Below are 18375 nucleotides of genomic sequence, written 5' to 3' on the forward strand. Positions count from 1 at the left end.
TTCGCAGCCGGCGGTTTTTCTTTGCGCTCGATGAGGCGCCCGGGGTGGACCGAATCCCCGCCGGTGCCCGGTACCGGACACCCTCCGGCGGCCGACTTCCCCCTACGAGGACGTAGGGGGTGGATTCTAGGAAGGTAGTTCTGTGAGCCAGACGTCAGATTCTTGTCTTGATACGTGGATGGGCCGTGAGGCACTCGCCGAGGCGATGATCCCCGTGATCGGCCGGCTGTACCGCGAGAACAACGTGGTGACCTCCATCCACGGACGCAGCCTGATCAACAAGTCCACCATGAATATCCTCAAGGCCCACCGCTTCGCCCGCCGGATGAGCAAGGAAGAACTGCGCCTTGAGGAGACGGCCCCGCTGCTGGAGGCCCTGACCAAGCTGGACCTCGGCGCCGCGGCGATCGACATTGCCCGCCTCACCGAGAAATACCGCGCCGAGGGCGACGGCGCCAGCCTGGATGAGTTCCTCCGCGCCGAACTCGCCGAGGTTGTCGGCAAGCGCGGCGGCGACGACCGCACCAGCACCGATGTCGTCCTCTATGGCTTCGGCCGCATCGGCCGGCTCCTGGCCCGGCTCCTGATCGAAAAGGCAGGCGGCGGCCACGGCCTGCGCCTGCGTGCCATCGTGGTCCGCCGCGGTTCAGACAACGACCTTGCCAAGCGCGCGAGCCTGCTGCGCCGCGACTCCGTCCACGGCTCCTTCGAAGGCACCATCAAGGTTGACCTCGAAAACGACACCATCACGGCCAACGGCGTCCAGATCCAGGTCATCTACTCGGACAACCCCTCCACAGTGGACTACACCGCCTACGGCATCCAGGACGCGCTCGTCGTGGACAACACGGGCCGCTGGCGCGACGCCGAGGGCCTGTCCCAGCACCTGTTGAGCAACGGTGTTGCCCGCGTTCTCCTCACCGCACCGGGCAAGGGCGAGTTGAAGAACATCGTGCACGGCATCAACCACGGCACCATCGACGACTCGGACACGATCGTCTCGGCGGCGTCCTGCACCACGAACGCCATCACCCCTGTGCTGAAGGCGATCAACGACCGCTACGGCGTGGTGCACGGCCACGTGGAGACGGTCCACTCCTTCACGAACGACCAGAACCTGATCGACAACTTCCACAAGGGCGACCGCCGTGGACGCTCTGCCGCGCTGAACATGGTGATCACCGAGACCGGTGCCGCCAAGGCCGTGGCCAAGGCCCTGCCGGAACTGCTCGGCAAGCTCACGGGCAGCTCCATCCGCGTCCCCACCCCGGACGTCTCGCTGGCCATCCTGAACCTGAACCTGGAGAACGGCACCACCAAGGACGAGGTCAACGACTACCTGCGGGAAATGTCGCTGCACTCCGAGCTGCGCAAGCAGATCGATTACATCGATTCGCCCGAGGTTGTCTCCACGGACTTCGTCGGCTCACGCCGGGCAGGCATCGTCGACGGCCTGGCCACCATCTCCAACGAGAAGAACCTCGTCCTGTACGTCTGGTACGACAACGAGTTCGGCTACAGCTGCCAGGTGGTCCGCGTCATGGAAGAAATGGCCGGGGTCAACCCGCCGTCCTTCCCCGCCAAGGACGCTGCGTCCATCCTCGAGGCCGCAGGGCTGCCCGTCGAGGTCTAGTCAGGGCGAATGTCCCTGACCGGGACATGTTCCTCCTTTCCCGGCCGATGCACTGGAATCGGCCGGGAAAGGGAACCACAATGGAGCCATGGAACCGAACCCGGCTGTTGAACACGAGACCACCCTGGAACACGCGCTGGACGTCGCGCGGAGCAACGCGAAAGAAGCGAAGCGGCTGCTGGACGACGCCCTCGTCAAACGCCAGTCCGGTGAGGTCAACGACGACCGGGTGACCCAGCTCCAGGGCCTGCTGGATCTGGCCAACGAAGACCTGAAACGGGTCACACGGGAGCAATAGGCCCCCGCGTTCCGCCACCGGTCCCCAACACTGTGGACAACCGCCCGAGTGGCTTGGCGTCCACATAGGCTCAGGGCGTGCAGCCAAAACGCCGCGAGCGGCCGCCCACATGACCGTCACCTGGATGGATTTCCGCCGCGCCCGCCGCCACTCCCGCCAGGCCTGGATTCTCCTGGCCGCGGCCTGCCTGGCCGTCCTGGGCGGTCTGGTCTGGTTCTTCACGGCTGGCCAGTTTGCCGCCGCGGAGCCGCAAATCGCCGGCCCCCGCGAGGCCCCCGTCATTGCCCGAGGGTGGATGAACGCGGTGGACGCCGTCCGGGCCGTGCCGCAGGGAAGCGCTGCCGGCGTGCTCGACACCCTCGCGGTCAAGGGACGGTCGGCGAAGAACAACTATGACCGGGGCGCCTTCGGCCAGGCGTGGCTCGACGTCGACCGCAACGGCTGCGATACGCGCAACGACATCCTCCGCCGCGACCTGGCGGGCGCCGAATTCGTCAGTGGCTCCCGCTGCCAGGTGGCCGGCGGCACGTTCCAGGAACCGTACACCGGCCGCATGATCGTGTTCCGACGCGGCGCCGAAACCAGTGCTGCGGTGCAGATCGACCACGTCGTGGCGCTGGGGGACGCGTGGCAAAAGGGCGCCCAGCAGCTCACCGCGCTGCAGCGTGAACACCTGGCCAACGATCCGCTCAACCTGATCGCCGTCGACGGTCCCGCCAACCAGGACAAAAGTGCCTCCGACGCCGCCACCTGGCTGCCGCCAAACAAGGCTTTCCGCTGCCACTACGTCGCCCGCCAAATTTCGGTTAAGGCGGCCTACCGGCTGTGGGTCACTGCGGCAGAAAAGGAGGCGATGAAACGGATCCTGGCCTCGTGCCCAGGGCAACAGACGATCGTGCCGCGCTGACGAGCCCGTCCCGGCGTCCGGGCTGGAGGACCCTTGCAGCCGTTCTGATGCACGGCGAGAATGGGCGCGGCGGGACAAACCGCGCGCCCCAAATGCTGGAACGGAAACCATGGCACATCGCACGGACAAATCAGGCAAGGGGCACGCCGGCCACAAGAAGGGCTCCGCACGGCGGCCGGCCCGGCTCGATGCCGGAATCTACGAGGCCGAACTTCTGCGGCTCCAGGCGGAACTGGTTGCCCTCCAGGAGTGGGTCCGGAGCACCGGGGCGCGGGTCCTCATCATCTTCGAGGGGCGGGATGCAGCCGGCAAGGGGAGTGCGATCAAGCGGGTCACCGAGTACCTGAATCCGCGGTTTGCCCGGATAGTCGCATTGCCGGCGCCGACTGAGCGCGAACGCGGTGAATGGTACTTCCAGCGCTATGTGGCGCATCTGCCGGCCGCCGGGGAAATCGTCCTGATGGACCGCTCCTGGTACAACCGCGCCGGCGTCGAACACGTGATGGGCTTTTGCACCCCGGCGGAGCACAAACGCTTCATGGCCCAGTGCCCGGTTTTTGAACGGCTCCTCATCCAGGACGGCATCCTGTTCTTCAAGTACTGGTTCTCGATCAGCCATGGGGAACAGGAGCGGCGGTTCAAATCCCGGATGGATGATCCGATGCGGCAATGGAAGCTCTCGCCGATGGACCGGGAGGCAATCCTGCGCTGGGAAGACTACTCAAGGGCCAAAGACGACATGTTCGTGCAGACAGACACCGCGGAATCTCCCTGGTACGTCGTGGAAGCCGAAGACAAACGCCGGGCAAGGATCAACCTCATCGCCCACCTGCTCTCCAGCATCGACTACACCGAAGTACGGACAGAACAGGTGACCTTGCCGGAGCGGCCGAAGGCCATCAACTACACGCGCCCGCCGCGGGAACTGTTCCGCTACGTCCCGGACTTCGCGGCGAGCCTCGAAAAGCCGGCCAAGGACTGAGCAGGATCGATTGGCTCAGTAGACTGCAGCATGGACATTGTGAAATACGTGACACCGTTCCTTGGCGCCTGGCAGGGACAAAACCGCTTGCGGCTCATGCCCACGGACGACTACAAGGCTTCGGCGGCCACCGCCACGGTGACGGTGACCGCCGCACACTTCGCGAGTGTCGCCTACACCTGGTCAGACGGTGAGAGCCCGCAGGAAGGCCTCCTGATCCTGGCCGGCGGCGCGTCCGGCGCGGATCCCGCCACCGCTGTGTGGCTGGACTCCTGGCACACGGGCAAGGCGCTGATGCAGTTCTCCGGCACTGTGGGCGGCGACGGTGTCCTCCGGCTCAACGGCTCCTATGCGGCGCCGACCGGCCCGGACTGGGGCTGGCAGATCCACCTGCACCCGGCGGACGGCTCGGGCGGACGCATCACCATGCACAACCTGGTCCCGGGCGAGGACCCCTATCAGGTGGTGGAGCTGGTACTCGACCGGTAGGGTACCGGCATGGACATCATCCTCGTACCCGGATTCTGGTTGGACGCCTCGTCGTGGGCGGACGTCACCCCGCCGCTGACCGCGGCCGGGCACAAGGTCCATCCGTTGACCCTGCCGGGCCTGGAGTCGGCGGATGCGCCGCGCGCCGGGATCGGCCTGCGCACCCACATCGACGCCGTCGTGGAGAAGATCGATTCCTTCGACGCGCCGGTGGTCCTGGTGGGCCACTCCGGCGGCGGGGCCATCATCCACGGCGCCGTCGACGCCCGCCCGGACCGGGTGGCCCGGGCTGTCTACGTGGACAGCGGACCGCTGGGGGAGGGTGGGGTCATCAATGACGAACTCCCGGCCGACGGCGACGAGGTGCCGCTGCCGCCGTGGGAGCTCTTCGAGGACCAGGACCTCACCGACCTGACCGACGAGCTGCGCGCCATGTTCCGTGCCCGTGCCATCCCGCAGCCCCGCGGCGTGGCCCAGGACCGGCAGCAGCTCTCGGATGAACGCCGCTTCGAGGTTCCGGTCACCATCATCGCCTGCGAATTCCCGTCCTCGATGCTGACGGAAATGGTTGCCGGCGGCCACCCGTTCGTGGCGGAGCTCGGACGGATCCGCCAGGTCGACTATGTGGACCTGCCTACCGGACACTGGCCGCAGTTCACCAGGCCGGCCGAGCTCGGCGCCGCGATCCTGGCCGCCGTCGACCGCACCTAAAGGAACCGGCTGGCCGGGTCACTGCTGAACTGGGGAAATCCCGCCGAAATTCCCCACCTTTGGGACCCGCCGCCGGCGCGTCCCGCCAAACCGCCGGCGATTTCCTGCGCATCGGCGTCAAACGTGGGGGAAATCCGCGTGCAGCAGCGCCCAGCCGCGGCCGTCAGTGGCCGAACGGGTCCGGGTCCACTCCCGGCATCCAGGTCAGGCCGGGAACGCCCCAGCCGCTGCGCTTGGCCTGCTTCATGGCCCGGCGGGCATAGCGGTCAATGAGCCGGTTGACGTAGAGCTTGCCATCGAGGTGGTCGTACTCGTGCTGGATGACCCGGGCGAACCAGCCGGTCGCCTCGAATTCCACCGGCTTCCCGTCACCGTCGAAGCCCTGGACCCTCGCCCATTCCGCCCGCTTGAGCGGATACTGGCCGCCGGGGAAGGACAGGCAGCCTTCCTCTTCCTCGTCGGGGTCCGGCAGGGCGCCGGAGATCTTGGAAAGTGTCAGGACAGGGTTGACCACGACGCCGGTGGGCGCGGCGCCGTCGTCGTTGTCGTACTTGTACACGAAGAGCCGCTTGCCGACCCCCACTTGGGGGGCCGCCAGCCCGACGCCGTTCGCGGCGTCGTTGGTCTCGAACATGTCGGCGATCAGGCTGCGGAGCTCGTCGTCGAAGACTTCGACTTCCGCGGCCCGGCGGTGCAGCACGGGCTCGCCCCAGATCGTGATGGGCAGGACGGTCATATCAGGAATATTCCTCGGGTGCAGGTGGAGTCGCGGCGTCTCAGCCGGCGATGGTGCGGCCGACGACGTCGCGCATGATTTCGTTGGTGCCGCCGAAAATCGTCAGCAGCCGGGCGGCGAGATAGGCCTGGGCCACCGGGTATTCCATGATGTAGCCGTACCCGCCGTGCAGCTGCAGGCAGCGGTCCGTGACGGACTTGGCGCGCTCGGACGCCCACAGTTTGGCACGGGCGGCACCTGCGGCGTCGAGCTCTCCGGCGTTGAACGCCAGGATGGCCTGGTCCACATACGCTTCGGTGACCTCGACCTCCGTGAGGATGTCGGCGAGTTCGAAGCGGCTGTTCTGGAAGTCGATGATCCGCTCGCCGAACGCGTTGCGGTCCTTCGTGTAGCGGACAGTCGCCTCATAGGTGGCGCGCACGACGGCGGAGCTGGCCACGGCGATCGCCAGCCGGCCCTGGGGGAGCTGTTCGGCCGCGTACTGCAGGCCCTTGCCTTCCTCGCCGACGAGGTCCGCGTGCGGGACGCGGACGTTGTCGAAGAACAGCTCGGCCGTGTCGGAAGCCTTGAGGCCCATCTTGTCCAGCTGCTTGCCGGTGTTGTAGCCCTCGCCCTTCTGGACCATGAAAAGCGAGAACGAGTCGCGGTTTCCGCGTCCGGTGCCGCCGTCGGTGCGGGCCAGAACCAGGGAGGCGTCGCCGGAGATGCCGTTGCCAATAAACGTTTTCTGGCCAGTGATCAGCCAGTCGTCGCCGTCGCGGACCGCCTTGGTGCGGATGCCGCGCAGGTCGGAGCCGGCCCCCGGTTCGGTCCAGGCGACCGAGGTGACCTTTTCGCCCGAGACCATGCCCGGGAGCCAGCGGGCCTTGAGGTCATCGGAGCCGTAGGCCAGCAGGTGGGGGAGGACCATGTCATCGTGCAGGTGGAAGGCCAGGCCGACCGCGAGGTGGTTGCTCTTGGCGAATTCTTCGTCCAGCACTGTCCGGAAGCGGTAGTCGGACATCCCCATGCCGCCGAACTCTTCCGGCACGGCCAGGCCCAGCAGGCCCTGCTCGCCGGCAGCGGACCACAGTTCCCGGGGCATCATGTGGTCCTCGTCCCACTGGGTGTAGTGGGGAGCGACCGCGCGTGCGTTGAACTCGGCGGCCATCTCACGGAACATCTCGTGGTCTTCTTCAAACAGCTTGCGCTTCACTGCGATTCCTTCCCATACAGACAACAAAGGCCGCACCGGATAACCGGTGCGGCCTTTGGAAAAGGTCGGACAATCACTGCCGTCCTTCATGAGGGTGAGCGACGGGGGTTGAACCCGCGACCTCCTGGACCACAACCAGGCGCTCTGCCAACTGAGCTACGCCCACCATGTGCCATATCAGGCCCTCCGGCGAACCGGCTGGCTGGAAAGGCAACGACAAATAGCTTACCTGCTGTTTGGGGGTGGTTTTGCCACTTTTGCGATTTTCGCCGAAATTTCCGCGAAACGTGGCGCAGATTACTTTTCCGCGCCACGTCCCCGGCGACGTTTCACCGGCCCCGCTGCGCGGAGGGTAGGTGTGCGGCCGCTACTCCGCCGGGGTGGGCTCGGCTGGTTCGCCGCCCATGACGCGTTTGGCGATCCGCTGCGCCGTGGCACTGTCCGGGCCCGGCGCGGGGACAAACACGGCCTCGCGGTAATACCGGAGTTCGTCGATGGAGTCCTTGATGTCGCCGAGCGCCCGGTGGCCGCCCAGCTTGGCCGGGGACTGGAAGTAGGCCCGGGCAAACCAGCGGCGGGAGAGTTCCTTGATGGTGCTCACATCGATGACCCGGTAGTGCAGGTGCTCCACCACGTCGGGCATATCGCGGACAAGGAACACGCGGTCGGTGCCCACCGAGTTGCCGCCGAGCGGCGCCTTCCGGGGATCCGGCACCCATTTCTTGATGTAGGCGAGCACCGCTGCCTGCGCTTCGGCCATCGTCTTGCCCTGCGGAAGCTCCGCCAGCAGGCCGGAGCGTGTGTGCATGTCGCGGACAAAGTCGTTCATCTGGGCCAGCGCGGCGTCGTCGGGCTTGATCACGACGTCGACGCCGTCCCCCAGGATGTTGAGCTCCGAATCGGTCACCAGCGCGGCCACCTCGATAAGGGCGTCATTCTTGGTGTCCAGGCCGGTCATTTCGCAGTCGATCCAGACGATGCGTTCGTTAGTAATAGGCACCCGCCCAGCCTACCGTTCCGACGCCACAGAGCCGTCCGGTGCTAGGATTTCGAATACGCGGCCGCCGAATTATTTCGGCACTGATTTCTTCGACGCGGCGCCCCGGGCCGGACACTGCGGCCGGCTGTGGGCGGAATTGTGGCCCACAACAGATTGGACGATCCTGACATGACGTCGCCTGTGCCTGCGGCGGGGGAAACGGCTGCCGGTACGTCCCGCCCGTCCACGTCCCGCCCCTCCGCGTCCGGCCGGACCGCGCTCACCCCGGCTGCGGCCTCCACTGAGGGGGAAGGGGCCGTCGGCGACGTCGACAACCCGCGGTCCCCGATCCTTGCCGGGTTCCTGGGCTCGCTGTTCATGACGATCGGTTCGATCGGCGTCGGCTGGCTTGCCCCCGCGTCCGAACTCCGCCGCGTCCCGCTGTTCATCTTTATGCGCACCGAGGCCCTGGGCGTCGCCCTCTGCATTGTCCTGCTGGCCTTCGGCGGCATGCTGCTGGTCCGCGCCTGGCTGCGGCTCGGCCAGCGCGTCCGGGTCTGGGGGGCCGGCGCCCGCAAGGCCACGCTCCAGGCGACGGCGGCGTGGGGGCTGCCGCTGATGTTCTCTGTGCCGCTGTTCAGCCGCGACGTCTACGCGTATATCGGCCAGGGCCGGCTCATGGTGGAGGGCTTCAACCCCTACGAAAACGGCATTTCGGCGCTGTCCAACTACTTCCAGCTGGGCGCCGACAGAATGTGGACCGAAGCTCCCGTCCCCTACGGGCAACTGTTCCTGTGGATCGAACAGTTCGTGGTCTGGGCCACCAACGTGCACCCTGAAGGCAGCATCATGCTGTTCCGGATCGCGGCCCTGGTGGGCGTGGTCCTCTGCGTGATCTACGTGCCCAAACTGGCCGAACTGCACGGAGTGAACCCGAACCGGGCCCTGTGGCTGACGGCGGCCAACCCGCTGTTCCTCACCAACTTCATCGCCAGCGTCCACAACGATGCCCTCATGATCGGCCTGGCCCTGGCCGGCCTTTATTACTGCGCCACGCGCCGGGTCATCCTCGGAATCGTGCTGGTCACGCTCTCCATCTCGGTCAAGCCCATCACGGTGGTTTTCCTGCCGTTCATCGGCCTGCTCTGGGCGGGCAAGGGCGCCAGCTGGCCGCGCAAGTTCGTCTTCTGGGCCCTCACGGCCGGCATCAGCCTGGCCTTGCTGTATCTCATGAGCCGGGTCAATGGCTTCGGCTTCGGCTGGATCAACGGGTTGTCCGCCCCGGGCAGCATCTGGATCTGGTACGCGCCTGTTGGCCTGGTGGGCCTGATCGTGGCCTCCATCTCCAACGCCTTCGGGCTCGACGGTTGGGGACTGGCCAAGTGGGCGTTCGACGCCGGCAAGCTGCTCGCCGTCGGCATCGTCGCCTGGCAGATCTTCCGCGGCGACTACGACCGCCTGATGCGCCGGCTCACCCTGGCCTTCGCCGCCGTCGTACTGCTGTCCCCGATGATCCAGTCCTGGTACATCGTCTGGCTCATCCCGCTCTTCGCCGTCACGGGCATCCGCGACGACTGGCAGGTCAAGGCGCTCTACTTCATCGTGTCCTTCTTCATGGTGTACGCGATCTCGGACCAGCTCGACGTCTTCCCGTACCTGCAGACCGCGGATCTGGGCCTGGCCCTGGCGCTGGCCCGCAACGCCGCGGCGATCATTGCGTTGCTGTTCGCGCTGTACCTGATCTTCCTTGACCCGAAGACCAAGCTGCTGTTCACCAAGTCGGACGAGCCGGTCACCACTCGGCCGATCATCTAGCGCTGATTCTGGCTAAGCCGCCAGATTTCTGAGCGCTTCCTTGCGCGAGAGCGGACTGAGCTGGTCCGCATGCCGCCGCACGAATGCTTTCACCCAGGCCGGATCCGTCCTGGCGTACTGGCGCAGCGCCCACCCGATCGCCTTGCGGATGAAGAACTCCCGGTCCTCGAGGTTGGCCTCGATCACAGCGGCCAGGAGCTCCGTGTCCGTGGCGCCCTTCGCCCCCAGCTGTGCGGTGATCGCGGCCCGTCGGACCCAGAAGTCCTCGTCCCGGCTCCAGCGTTCGAGCACCGGCGTCAGTTCTGCCCGGTGGGCCTGCAACAGGGCGCCCAGCCGGTGGGCCACCCCGTCCACCAGGTCCCACCAGGCTCCGGTGCGGATGATTTCCTCATAGAGGGCCAGCATGCTCAGTTCCCCGGCTGCGGGCTTGAGCCCCGTGAGCTCGATCGCGGCGTAGCGTTCCTCACGGTGGCCGGCGTTGCGCCACAGCACAAGAACCGCGGACTGCAGTTCCGCCAGGCTGCCCGGCGGGTGGTCCGCGGCCGCGGCCCTGACAATGCTGCGAACCTCGGGAACCCGCACGCCCAGGGATGGCATCTGCGATTTCATGTAGGCCTGTGCCCCCGCGGCGCGGCCAGGATCGGCAGCAGCCTGGAGGCTGCCGCGGATCGCGTCTATGAGTTCCGTGGTGGTCATGAGGCCACTGTAGACACGCCGCGCCGGGCTTTAGAGTTGAAGCCAGCAAGCCGCGGCTCCGCGTCGGAAGGGAAAGCCATGTCCATGATCAAGAGTCCCGAAGAGATCGCACTGATGCGCGAGGCCGGCCGGGTGGTCGCCACCACCCTCGCCCGGGTCCGCGACGCGGCCGCCGTCGGCGTTTCGCTCAAGGAACTGGACGATGTCGCCGCGGCGTCAATCGCCGACGCGGGAGCCACTCCGGCGTTCCTGAACTACCGGCCGCGGTGGGCGTCAGTGCCGTTCCCGGGGGTCATCTGCACGTCCGTCAACGACGCCGTCGTGCACGGCATCCCCAATGAGTACCGGCTCCAGGACGGGGACCTCCTGAGCGTGGATTGCGGCGCGTTCCTGGCCGGGTGGTGCGGCGATGCGGCAGTCAGCTTCATCGTGGGGACCGTGGACCCGGTGGACCAGGCCCTCATCGACGCCACGGACGCCGCCCTGGCCAGGGGGATCGAAGCGGCAAGGATCGGGAACAAGATGGGGGATCTCGCCTACGCGATCGGCGGGGCAGCGCGCCGGGCAGGCTACGGGCTGCTCGCCGACCACGGCGGCCACGGGATCGGCCGGACCATGCACGCCGAGCCGCACGTGCCCAACGACGGACGTCCCGGTCGCGGCATCAAACTGACCGAGGGCCTGGTCATCGCCATCGAGCCAATGCTGATTCTCGGCCGCAAGGACGACTACTACCATGACGACGACGAATGGACCCTCCGCTCAGCGAACGGCCGCCGCGCCGCGCACAGCGAACACACCGTGGCCATCACCGCCGACGGGCCGGTGATCCTGACCCTGCCCTAGCGCCCGCGGTCCCTGCCGGGCCGGGGCACCGTCAGGCGGACGACGGCGCGTCCCGGCACCGCGCCGCTGACCACTTCGCCGCTGACTACTGTGAAGCCAGCCGCCAAAAAGAGTCCCAGCGTGCCGTGGTAGAGGTCTGCCGGGCCGGCCTTGGGCCGTTGCGCGGGGTCGACCGGATAACCCTCCACCACCGTGGCGCCGTGCGCGGCGGCGTGTTCGACGGCGGCGGCAAGCAACGCCCCCGCCACGCCGGTCCGTCGGTGGCCGGGGGAGACGACAAAGCAACTGACGGACCACACATGGTCCACGCCGGGATCCCGGGCGGCGTCAGGGGCCGACGCCAGCACCTTCGAGCGCAGGATCCTTGGGTAGCACCCGCGGGGCTCGACGGCGCACCAGCCCACCGGATTACCGTCGCGGAAGGCCAGGACCCCGGGCGCCGGCTGGGCGCCGTCGAACTTGTCCCGCAACTGGTTCTTCCGCTCCTCCGGGGTGGACGCGGACCACTGCGGGCCGGTCAAGGCAAAGAACCGGCACCAGCATCGTGAGGGCTCGCCGCGGACGCCAAAGAGACGCTCGACGTCGGGCCAGTCCGCCGCGGCGGTGGTGAAGGCTGCCTGGGCCCGGGGTTCTGCGTCGCGCATGGAAAGAGGGTAGCGCCTGGCGGTTTCCGCGTCAGCGCGTGTGCGTGCCCGGGCTGGCCTGGCGGCGGACGCGGTGCGCGGCGAGCCGGAGCTGGATGATGCGGGCGGCTCCAGCGATGGCGACCAGAACGCCGCCGCCGACGGCCGCGATGAACAAGGCGATGCCCAGCGGGACCGAGCCTTCGAGGCCAAAGAACTTCACCTGCACGTACTCCTGATTCTGCAGGATGAAAGCGATCAGCAGGATCAGCACCACGAGCGCGCAGGCTACCGCGGCCCAGACCATTCCCGCACGGGTGACCTGGCGCGTGTCCGGCGCGGGCGCCGGCGCGGGAGCCTGAGCCGTGGGTTCCTCGGGGCGGGAGGTTTCGGCGCGCCCCGCCGTCGTGGCGTCCACATCGGTGCCGGTTGCGGCCACATCGGTGCTGAGGCCTTGCTCGGCGGACGCGGGCGTGGCGTCAGCGGACCCCGCGTGCGGGGAGGTGGGGGCGTCGTCTGGATTGGTGGGGTCGAATCTGCGGGGTGTCTCGGTCATGGCGGCCGTACCTTTCGATTGCGGGCAGGGCGCACAGGCTATCCCTGCCGGCCTGCCAGTCCACTCAATACTAAGCGTGCTGAGGGCTGTCGGGGCTCAGGGCAGTGGGCGGCACGGTCCGGCGATCCGCCCCGCGCCAGCAATCGTGCTTTGGCGCTCCCTGGCGGCCGCCGTCGGCGTCGTTCTTCCAGGCAATCTTTCCGGGGTCCTTCCCGGAAAACCAGCGGCGCTCGTGGGGCAGTGAAGGCTGTTGGCACCGGCCCGGGGACGGTATAACGTCACAGCAAAGCGAATGCCTTGAAGAGGAGGCGCGGCCGTGACGATTATTGACAACGCCGTCTATGTGGACGGTCACCGGACCGCCGACCCGGAAGGGCTCGAGGAAACGTACTTTCTGCTGCGGCAGCGCCAGGGCATGGCCTGGATCGGGCTCTACCGGCCCGAAGCCCAGGAGTTGCGCTCCGTGGCCGAGGAATTTGACCTGAGCCACCTGGCCGTGGAGGACGCGCTCGCCGGCCACCAGCGGGCCAAGCTGGAACACTATGGCGAGACGCTGTTCCTGGTGCTGCGGCCCGCGCGGTACCTGGACGATGTGGAGAAGGTCGAGTTCGGCGAGATCCATGTGTTCTCCGGCCCGGACTTTGTGGTGACCGTCCGCCGGGCGGAGTCTCCCGACCTGGCCCGGGTGCGCCGGCGGATGGAGTCCGAGCCGGAGTTCCTGGCGCTCGGACCGGATGCGGTGTTGTACGCGATCCTGGACCAGGTGGTGGACGAGTACGAGCCGGTGGCGGCAGGGCTGGAAAACGATATCGATGAAATCGAAGACGACCTGTTCGCTGCCGACCCCGGCGTATCGCGCAGGATCTATGAACTCTCCCGCCAGGTCATCACGTTCCAGCGTGCCACGGCCCCGCTGGCCGGAATCCTGCAGAGCCTCATGGGCGGCGGACCGGACGGCGTGCCGGACCCCGAACTGCAGGATCATTTCCGCGACGTCCTGGACCACGCCATCAGGCTGGGGGAGCGGGTGTCTGCCTTCCGGGCGTTGCTGCAGAACGCCCTGGCCGTCAACGCGGCCCTGGTTGCCCAGCGGCAGAACGACGAAATGCGGCTCCTGACGGAGTCGAGCTTCGCCCAGAACGAGCAGGTCAAGCGGATCTCGTCGTGGGCTGCCATCCTGTTTGCGCCGACGTTGATCGCGTCGATTTACGGCATGAACTTCCGCGACATGCCCGAGCTCGACTGGATCTTCGGCTATCCGATGGCACTCGCGCTCATGCTCGGCATGGGCGGGATCCTGTTCCTGACGTTCAAACACAACAAGTGGATCTGATGTTCTGGTTGAAATCGGAGTTGGCGTAGGAAGCGGCCCTGACCTTGCGTTGTCGCAGGTCAGAGCCGCTCTCTTGTGCCCCAGGAGGGAATCGAACCCCCGACCGGCGGATTAGAAGGCCGCTGCTCTATCCCCTGAGCTACTGGGGCGCGCTGGCGCCCACCGGCTGCTGCCGGTGACGCCTCAAAAAGTTTACAGTGCCGGACGGCCGGTGGAGGTCAACGCCGTCCGGTTGGCTGGCCCTGCCGGCCCTGACTTCTCCCCAACACGGTCCCCACACCGTTGCCGGCAGCCGGTTATCCACATGGCACAGCCGGGTCCTCCCCGGCCACGGTCCACGGCGGGATGCTGGAACTGCCCGGCAGGGCACGACAATTCGAGACAGGACATGAGAATGAGCGACAACATTACGGTCCGTGGCTTCGTCGCCTCGGAGATCAGAAGCTCGACCACACCCGGTGGCGTGGCCACGGCGTCCTTCCGGTTCGGCGCCACCGAGCGCCGGTACGACCGCGGCTCCAGCACCTGGGTGGATGGCAACACCAACTGGTTCACCGTCCAGGGATACCGGCAGCTGGCCGGCAACATTGGCTGCAGCATCAAGAAGGGCCAGCGGGTCATCGTGGTTGGCAGGCTGAAGATGCGGAGCTGGGAGAAGGACGGCAGGGTCTACCACGTCGCCGAAATTGACGCGGAGTCAGTTGGCCACGACCTCATGTGGGGCTCTGCCAACTTCACCCGCTCAGCCGCAGCCGGAAGCCAGGCGGCCGCCGGATCCGGTTCCCCAGACGCGCCCGGTAGCGGTGACGGCGACGGCGGCGGACCGCAGAGCCAGCCAGGGGACGACGACGGGGACGGCGACCACGGTGCCGACCACCACGACCACGGGACCTTCATCCATGACGAGAGCGGTGAGGAGGAGGAGGTGGACCAGGAAACCGGAGAACTGAAAGGGGCCGCAGCCTGAATCCGCTAGACCGGCGGGCAGCGCCGTGGACGCCGGGACTGGGCACCGGAACGCGGCACTGCCGCGTGGCAGAATTGCCCGATGCAACACGCCAGGATCGCTGCGGGACGGGCGGGCCCCACTCGCACTGCGGGAGGGGACGCCCGTCGCGGCGGCTGGGCCGTTCCGGCCGCCGCAACCTTGGTGCTCCTGCTTTCGGCCTCCGCCTGTGCGACGCCGGCCGGCAGCAGCGGAGCCATGGCTTCTGAAGCGGCGGATTCTCAGGGGACACCTTCCGCAACGTCGCCGGCCCCGGCACCGGCAGCCACTGCGTCGCCGGCACCGGCAGCCACGACGTCGCCGGTGGCGAAACCCGGCCTGAAACCCGACAGGGAATCCGCCATGAAGTCCACGGTCGAGGCGGTCCTGAACGCCGCCATCCGCGCCGGCGGTCAGCCCGAAACGGCGGGCCTCCGCGCGTCGTTGGTTAAGGCAGGGATTCCGGCCGACGCTGTGGAAGTCACAGCCGGGCGGACGCCCACCGGCCTGGCTGTCGACGCCGTCGAGGCCGGAGTGCGCGACGGCAGCGACTGCATCGTGGCCCAGATCCGCACCGGCAGCGTCACCGTAGCTGTGCTGCCGGGTCTGGCCTCCGGCGGCTGCCTCGTGGGCGTCCGGGACTGAGCCGAACCCCCGGACGCCGTTAAGTGGCCGATCCGGGCTCACGGAATGTGAGATATCCCGCCCGAACCACTAGATTTGTAGGCATGGCGGAATTTATCTACACAATGACCAAGGCCCGTAAGGCTGTCGGCGAAAAACTCATCCTCGATGACGTAAGCATGTCCTTCTTCCCGGGGGCCAAGATTGGCGTTGTCGGCCCGAATGGTGCCGGTAAGTCCACCATTCTCAAGATCATGGCCGGCCTGGACACTCCCTCCAACGGTGAGGCCCGGCTCAGCCCCGGCTACACGGTAGGCATCCTGCTGCAGGAGCCGCCGCTGAACGAAGACAAGACCGTCCTGGGCAACGTCCAGGAAGGCGTCGGCGAAATCTACGGCAAGATCCAGCGCTTCAACGCGATCTCCGAGGAAATGGCCAGCCCCGACGCTGACTACGATGCCCTCCTCGAGGAAATGGGACAGCTGCAGGAAGCGATCGACGCGGCCGACGCCTGGGACATCGATTCCCAGCTGGAACAGGCCATGGACGCACTGCGCTGCCCGCCCGCCGACGCCGACGTCACCCTGCTCTCCGGTGGTGAGCGCCGCCGCGTCGCGCTGTGCAAGCTCCTGCTGCAGAAGCCGGACCTGTTGCTCCTCGACGAGCCCACCAACCACCTTGACGCCGAGAGCGTGCTGTGGCTGGAGCAGCACCTCTCCAGCTACTCCGGTGCCGTCCTTGCCGTCACCCACGACCGGTACTTCCTCGACCACGTGGCCGAGTGGATCGCCGAAGTCGACCGCGGCCACCTGTACCCGTACGAGGGCAACTACTCCACGTACCTGGAGAAGAAGCGCGCCCGTCTGGAGGTCCAGGGCAAGAAGGACGCCAAGCAGGCCAAGCGCCTGACCGAGGAACTCGAATGGGTCCGGTCCAACGCCAAGGGACGCCAGACCAAGTCCAAGGCCCGTCTGGCCCGCTACGAGGAAATGGCTGCCGAGGCAGACCGTACCCGCAAGCTCGACTTCGAAGAGATCCAGATCCCGCCGGGCCCGCGCCTGGGCGGACTCGTGCTGGAGGCCAAGGGGCTCCAGAAGGGCTTTGATGACCGCACCCTGATCGACGGACTGTCCTTCAGCCTGCCCCGCAACGGCATCGTCGGCGTCATCGGCCCCAACGGCGTCGGCAAATCGACCCTCTTCAAGACCATCGTGGGCCTGGAACCGCTCGACGGCGGCGAACTGAAGATCGGCGATTCCGTCAAGATCTCCTACGCCGACCAGAGCCGCGGCGGCATTGACCCGAACAAGACCCTGTGGGAAGTCGTCTCCGACGGCCTCGACTACATCCAGGTCGGCCACGTCGAAATGCCGTCCCGCGCCTACGTGGCCGCTTTCGGCTTCAAGGGCCCGGACCAGCAGAAGAAGGCCGGGGTGCTCTCCGGTGGTGAGCGCAACCGCCTCAACCTGGCGCTGACCCTCAAGCAGGGTGGCAACCTGCTGCTCCTCGACGAACCGACCAACGACCTCGACGTCGAAACCCTCAGCAGCCTCGAAAACGCCCTGCTCGAATTCCCGGGCTGCGCCGTCGTCGTCTCGCACGACCGCTGGTTCCTGGACCGGGTGGCCACCCACATCCTCGCCTACGAAGGCGACGAGGAGAACCCGTCCAAGTGGTACTGGTTCGAGGGCAACTTCGAGTCCTACGAGGAGAACAAGGTCGAGCGCCTGGGCCCGGATGCGGCCAAGCCGCACCGCGTAACCCACCGCCGCCTCACCCGCGACTAAGCCCGCAAGGCTTACAGCGCCACGAAAAAGCCGGCTCCCGCCTGAACTGCTTCAGGGGGAGCCGGCTTTTTGTGTGCAGTGGACCTGTGTGCGGTGGGCCTGTGTGCCGTTGACGCCGTGTGCCAGCCGCTGCTGGGGAGTACTGGCAGCCCTTGGCCTTGCGGATCTGGTGCTGCAGCGCCCTCGATCAGACGGCGGCCTGCACGGCGCCCTTCTCCGTGTTCTTCAGGTCGGTGTTTTTGAAGTCGTTCGGGACGCGGATCATGCCTTCCTGGGCCACCGTCGCCACGTGCCGGCCGTCCCGGCTGAAGATTTTGCCCGTCGCGAGGCCCCGTGCGCCCTGCGCGCTGGGCGATTCCTGGACGTACAGGAGCCACTCGTCGACCCTGACCGGCCGGTGCCACCACATGGCGTGGTCCAGGCTTGCCACGGACATCCCCGGCGTAATCCAGCTCATGCCGTGCTTGCGGAGGATGGATTCGAGCAAAGTGTAGTCGCTCGCGTAGGCCAGGGCCGCCCGGTGCAGGCCGGCGTCGTCGGGCATCGGACCGAACGTCTTCATCCACACGGCGTTGCGGGCTTCCCGGGGTCCCTTGGCCGAGACATACAGCGCCGGATCGACGTGGCGGATGTCGAACGGCCGCTCGTAGGCCCAGTGCCGGGCCACGGGGTGATCGAACTTGCCCAGCAGGTCGGCCGTGCTCGGCAGCGATTCGGGGTCCGGGATCCCGGCGGGCATCTCGGACTGGTGCTCGATCCCGTCGTCCTCGGCCTGGAAGGACGCGATCATCGACAGGATGGGCATGCCCTCCTGATAGGCGTGGACCCGGCGGGCCGAGAAGGACCGCCCGTCGCGCAGTCGCTGCACACCGAAGGTGATCGGCTTGTTGGCGTCTCCGGGCCGGAGGAAGTAACCGTGCATGGAGTGCACGCTGCGATCCGGATCGACGGTGCGGCTGCCGGCTATCAGGGACTGCGCCAGCACCTGGCCGCCAAAGACGCGCTGCTTGGGCTGTTGCTGGGAGGGACCCATGAAGATGTCCTCGTCCGTCCGGGCGCCCTCGAGCTCGCCGAGGTTGAGAAGTTGGATGAGCGAGGAGGTGGGGTCCTGGGTCGGGAGCCCCAGCAGTCCGGCTTCGGCTTCAGTCATGGTCTGACTCTAGACGGCGTCCAGCGCCGC

At 67.2% G+C, this 18375-nt stretch carries 20 protein-coding genes and 2 tRNA genes; 12 read left to right on the top strand and 10 right to left on the bottom strand.

The window, feature by feature from the left end; translation table 11 throughout:
* The first annotated feature begins 142 nt into the window (after positions 1–142).
* The 6 genes from AC1DDH_RS00140 to AC1DDH_RS00165 all read left to right on the top strand — a co-directional run bounded on the left by AC1DDH_RS00140 (position 143) and on the right by AC1DDH_RS00165 (position 5020).
* The gene (locus tag AC1DDH_RS00140; protein ID WP_476954581.1) at positions 143–1633 is read left to right on the top strand and encodes a glyceraldehyde-3-phosphate dehydrogenase; all 1491 of its coding nucleotides are present in this window, start codon (positions 143–145) and stop codon (positions 1631–1633) included.
* An 88-nt stretch (positions 1634–1721) separates the two neighbouring features.
* The gene (locus AC1DDH_RS00145; protein ID WP_018773403.1) at positions 1722–1931 is read left to right on the top strand and encodes a hypothetical protein; all 210 of its coding nucleotides are present in this window, start codon (positions 1722–1724) and stop codon (positions 1929–1931) included.
* Between the two features lie 109 nt (positions 1932–2040).
* Positions 2041–2838: an HNH endonuclease family protein gene (locus tag AC1DDH_RS00150; protein ID WP_476954582.1), complete on the top strand. Its 798-nt coding sequence runs from the start codon at positions 2041–2043 to the stop codon at positions 2836–2838.
* A 109-nt stretch (positions 2839–2947) separates the two neighbouring features.
* Positions 2948–3820, top strand: a complete 873-nt coding sequence (ppk2, locus tag AC1DDH_RS00155) for a polyphosphate kinase 2 (RefSeq protein WP_476954583.1) — start codon at positions 2948–2950, stop codon at positions 3818–3820.
* A 30-nt stretch (positions 3821–3850) separates the two neighbouring features.
* Entirely contained in the window at positions 3851–4309 is a 459-nt protein-coding gene (locus tag AC1DDH_RS00160) for a DUF1579 family protein (RefSeq protein ID WP_230011585.1), read from the top strand.
* Between the two features lie 9 nt (positions 4310–4318).
* Positions 4319–5020, top strand: coding sequence for an alpha/beta fold hydrolase (locus AC1DDH_RS00165; protein ID WP_476930785.1), 702 nt, complete (start codon positions 4319–4321; stop codon positions 5018–5020).
* Between the two features lie 163 nt (positions 5021–5183).
* Here the strand turns inward: AC1DDH_RS00165 and def are convergent, their stop codons facing one another.
* From def to orn, 4 genes are all read right to left on the bottom strand, one after another.
* Positions 5184–5756: a peptide deformylase gene (def, locus tag AC1DDH_RS00170; RefSeq protein ID WP_476848995.1), complete on the bottom strand. Its 573-nt coding sequence runs from the start codon at positions 5754–5756 to the stop codon at positions 5184–5186.
* Positions 5757–5796: 40 nt separating this feature from the next.
* Positions 5797–6951 (bottom strand): acyl-CoA dehydrogenase family protein, encoded by a 1155-nt coding sequence (locus AC1DDH_RS00175; protein ID WP_476848996.1) that lies wholly within the window; start codon positions 6949–6951, stop codon positions 5797–5799.
* A gap of 93 nt (positions 6952–7044) precedes the next feature.
* A tRNA-His gene (locus AC1DDH_RS00180) sits at positions 7045–7117 on the bottom strand.
* A 201-nt stretch (positions 7118–7318) separates the two neighbouring features.
* Entirely contained in the window at positions 7319–7951 is a 633-nt protein-coding gene (gene orn / locus AC1DDH_RS00185) for an oligoribonuclease (protein ID WP_476954584.1), read from the bottom strand.
* A gap of 168 nt (positions 7952–8119) precedes the next feature.
* Between orn and mptB the strand changes: the two genes are divergently transcribed.
* Positions 8120–9745, top strand: coding sequence for a polyprenol phosphomannose-dependent alpha 1,6 mannosyltransferase MptB (gene mptB / locus AC1DDH_RS00190; RefSeq protein WP_476954585.1), 1626 nt, complete (start codon positions 8120–8122; stop codon positions 9743–9745).
* A gap of 12 nt (positions 9746–9757) precedes the next feature.
* Here mptB and AC1DDH_RS00195 read toward each other — a convergent pair whose 3' ends face one another.
* Positions 9758–10441 (bottom strand): DNA alkylation repair protein, encoded by a 684-nt coding sequence (locus tag AC1DDH_RS00195; RefSeq protein WP_476856928.1) that lies wholly within the window; start codon positions 10439–10441, stop codon positions 9758–9760.
* Between the two features lie 78 nt (positions 10442–10519).
* Between AC1DDH_RS00195 and map the strand changes: the two genes are divergently transcribed.
* Positions 10520–11287 carry a type I methionyl aminopeptidase gene (gene map, locus AC1DDH_RS00200; RefSeq protein WP_476856927.1) on the top strand — a complete coding sequence of 256 codons (768 nt, stop codon included), beginning with the start codon at positions 10520–10522 and terminating at the stop codon, positions 11285–11287.
* Here the strand turns inward: map and AC1DDH_RS00205 are convergent.
* Both AC1DDH_RS00205 and AC1DDH_RS00210 read right to left on the bottom strand, forming a co-directional pair.
* Positions 11284–11931: a GNAT family N-acetyltransferase gene (locus AC1DDH_RS00205; RefSeq protein ID WP_476954586.1), complete on the bottom strand. Its 648-nt coding sequence runs from the start codon at positions 11929–11931 to the stop codon at positions 11284–11286. The genes map and AC1DDH_RS00205 overlap by 4 nt on opposite strands.
* 31 nt (positions 11932–11962) lie before the next feature.
* A complete protein-coding gene (locus AC1DDH_RS00210; RefSeq protein WP_230008539.1) occupies positions 11963–12466 on the bottom strand; it encodes a LapA family protein in 504 nt (167 codons plus the stop codon).
* 316 nt (positions 12467–12782) lie between these two features.
* Here AC1DDH_RS00210 and AC1DDH_RS00215 point away from each other — a divergent pair, with 316 nt between their 5' ends.
* Positions 12783–13799, top strand: coding sequence for a magnesium and cobalt transport protein CorA (locus AC1DDH_RS00215; RefSeq protein WP_243177208.1), 1017 nt, complete (start codon positions 12783–12785; stop codon positions 13797–13799).
* 76 nt (positions 13800–13875) lie between these two features.
* Here the strand turns inward: AC1DDH_RS00215 and AC1DDH_RS00220 are convergent.
* Positions 13876–13948 (bottom strand) — tRNA-Arg (locus tag AC1DDH_RS00220).
* A gap of 245 nt (positions 13949–14193) precedes the next feature.
* Between AC1DDH_RS00220 and AC1DDH_RS00225 the strand changes: the two genes are divergently transcribed.
* Positions 14194–14766, top strand: a complete 573-nt coding sequence (locus tag AC1DDH_RS00225; protein ID WP_476849003.1) for a single-stranded DNA-binding protein — start codon at positions 14194–14196, stop codon at positions 14764–14766.
* Between the two features lie 260 nt (positions 14767–15026).
* On the opposite strand, the gene AC1DDH_RS00230 is transcribed toward AC1DDH_RS00225, so the two are convergent.
* The gene (locus tag AC1DDH_RS00230; protein ID WP_476954587.1) at positions 15027–15149 is read right to left on the bottom strand and encodes a hypothetical protein; all 123 of its coding nucleotides are present in this window, start codon (positions 15147–15149) and stop codon (positions 15027–15029) included.
* Here AC1DDH_RS00230 and AC1DDH_RS00235 point away from each other — a divergent pair.
* Together AC1DDH_RS00235 and ettA are read left to right on the top strand one after the other, a co-directional pair.
* Positions 15148–15429, top strand: coding sequence for a DUF6993 domain-containing protein (locus AC1DDH_RS00235; protein WP_476858309.1), 282 nt, complete (start codon positions 15148–15150; stop codon positions 15427–15429). The genes AC1DDH_RS00230 and AC1DDH_RS00235 overlap by 2 nt on opposite strands.
* A gap of 83 nt (positions 15430–15512) precedes the next feature.
* On the top strand, positions 15513–17195 hold the full coding sequence (ettA, locus tag AC1DDH_RS00240; RefSeq protein WP_026266424.1) for an energy-dependent translational throttle protein EttA: 1683 nt from the start codon (positions 15513–15515) through the stop codon (positions 17193–17195).
* A gap of 187 nt (positions 17196–17382) precedes the next feature.
* On the opposite strand, the gene AC1DDH_RS00245 is transcribed toward ettA, so the two are convergent.
* On the bottom strand, positions 17383–18345 hold the full coding sequence (locus tag AC1DDH_RS00245) for an acyl-CoA thioesterase (RefSeq protein ID WP_476873719.1): 963 nt from the start codon (positions 18343–18345) through the stop codon (positions 17383–17385).
* Between the last annotated feature and the right edge of the window lie 30 nt (positions 18346–18375).

Source organism: Arthrobacter sp. 10T425 (assembly GCF_056393985.1).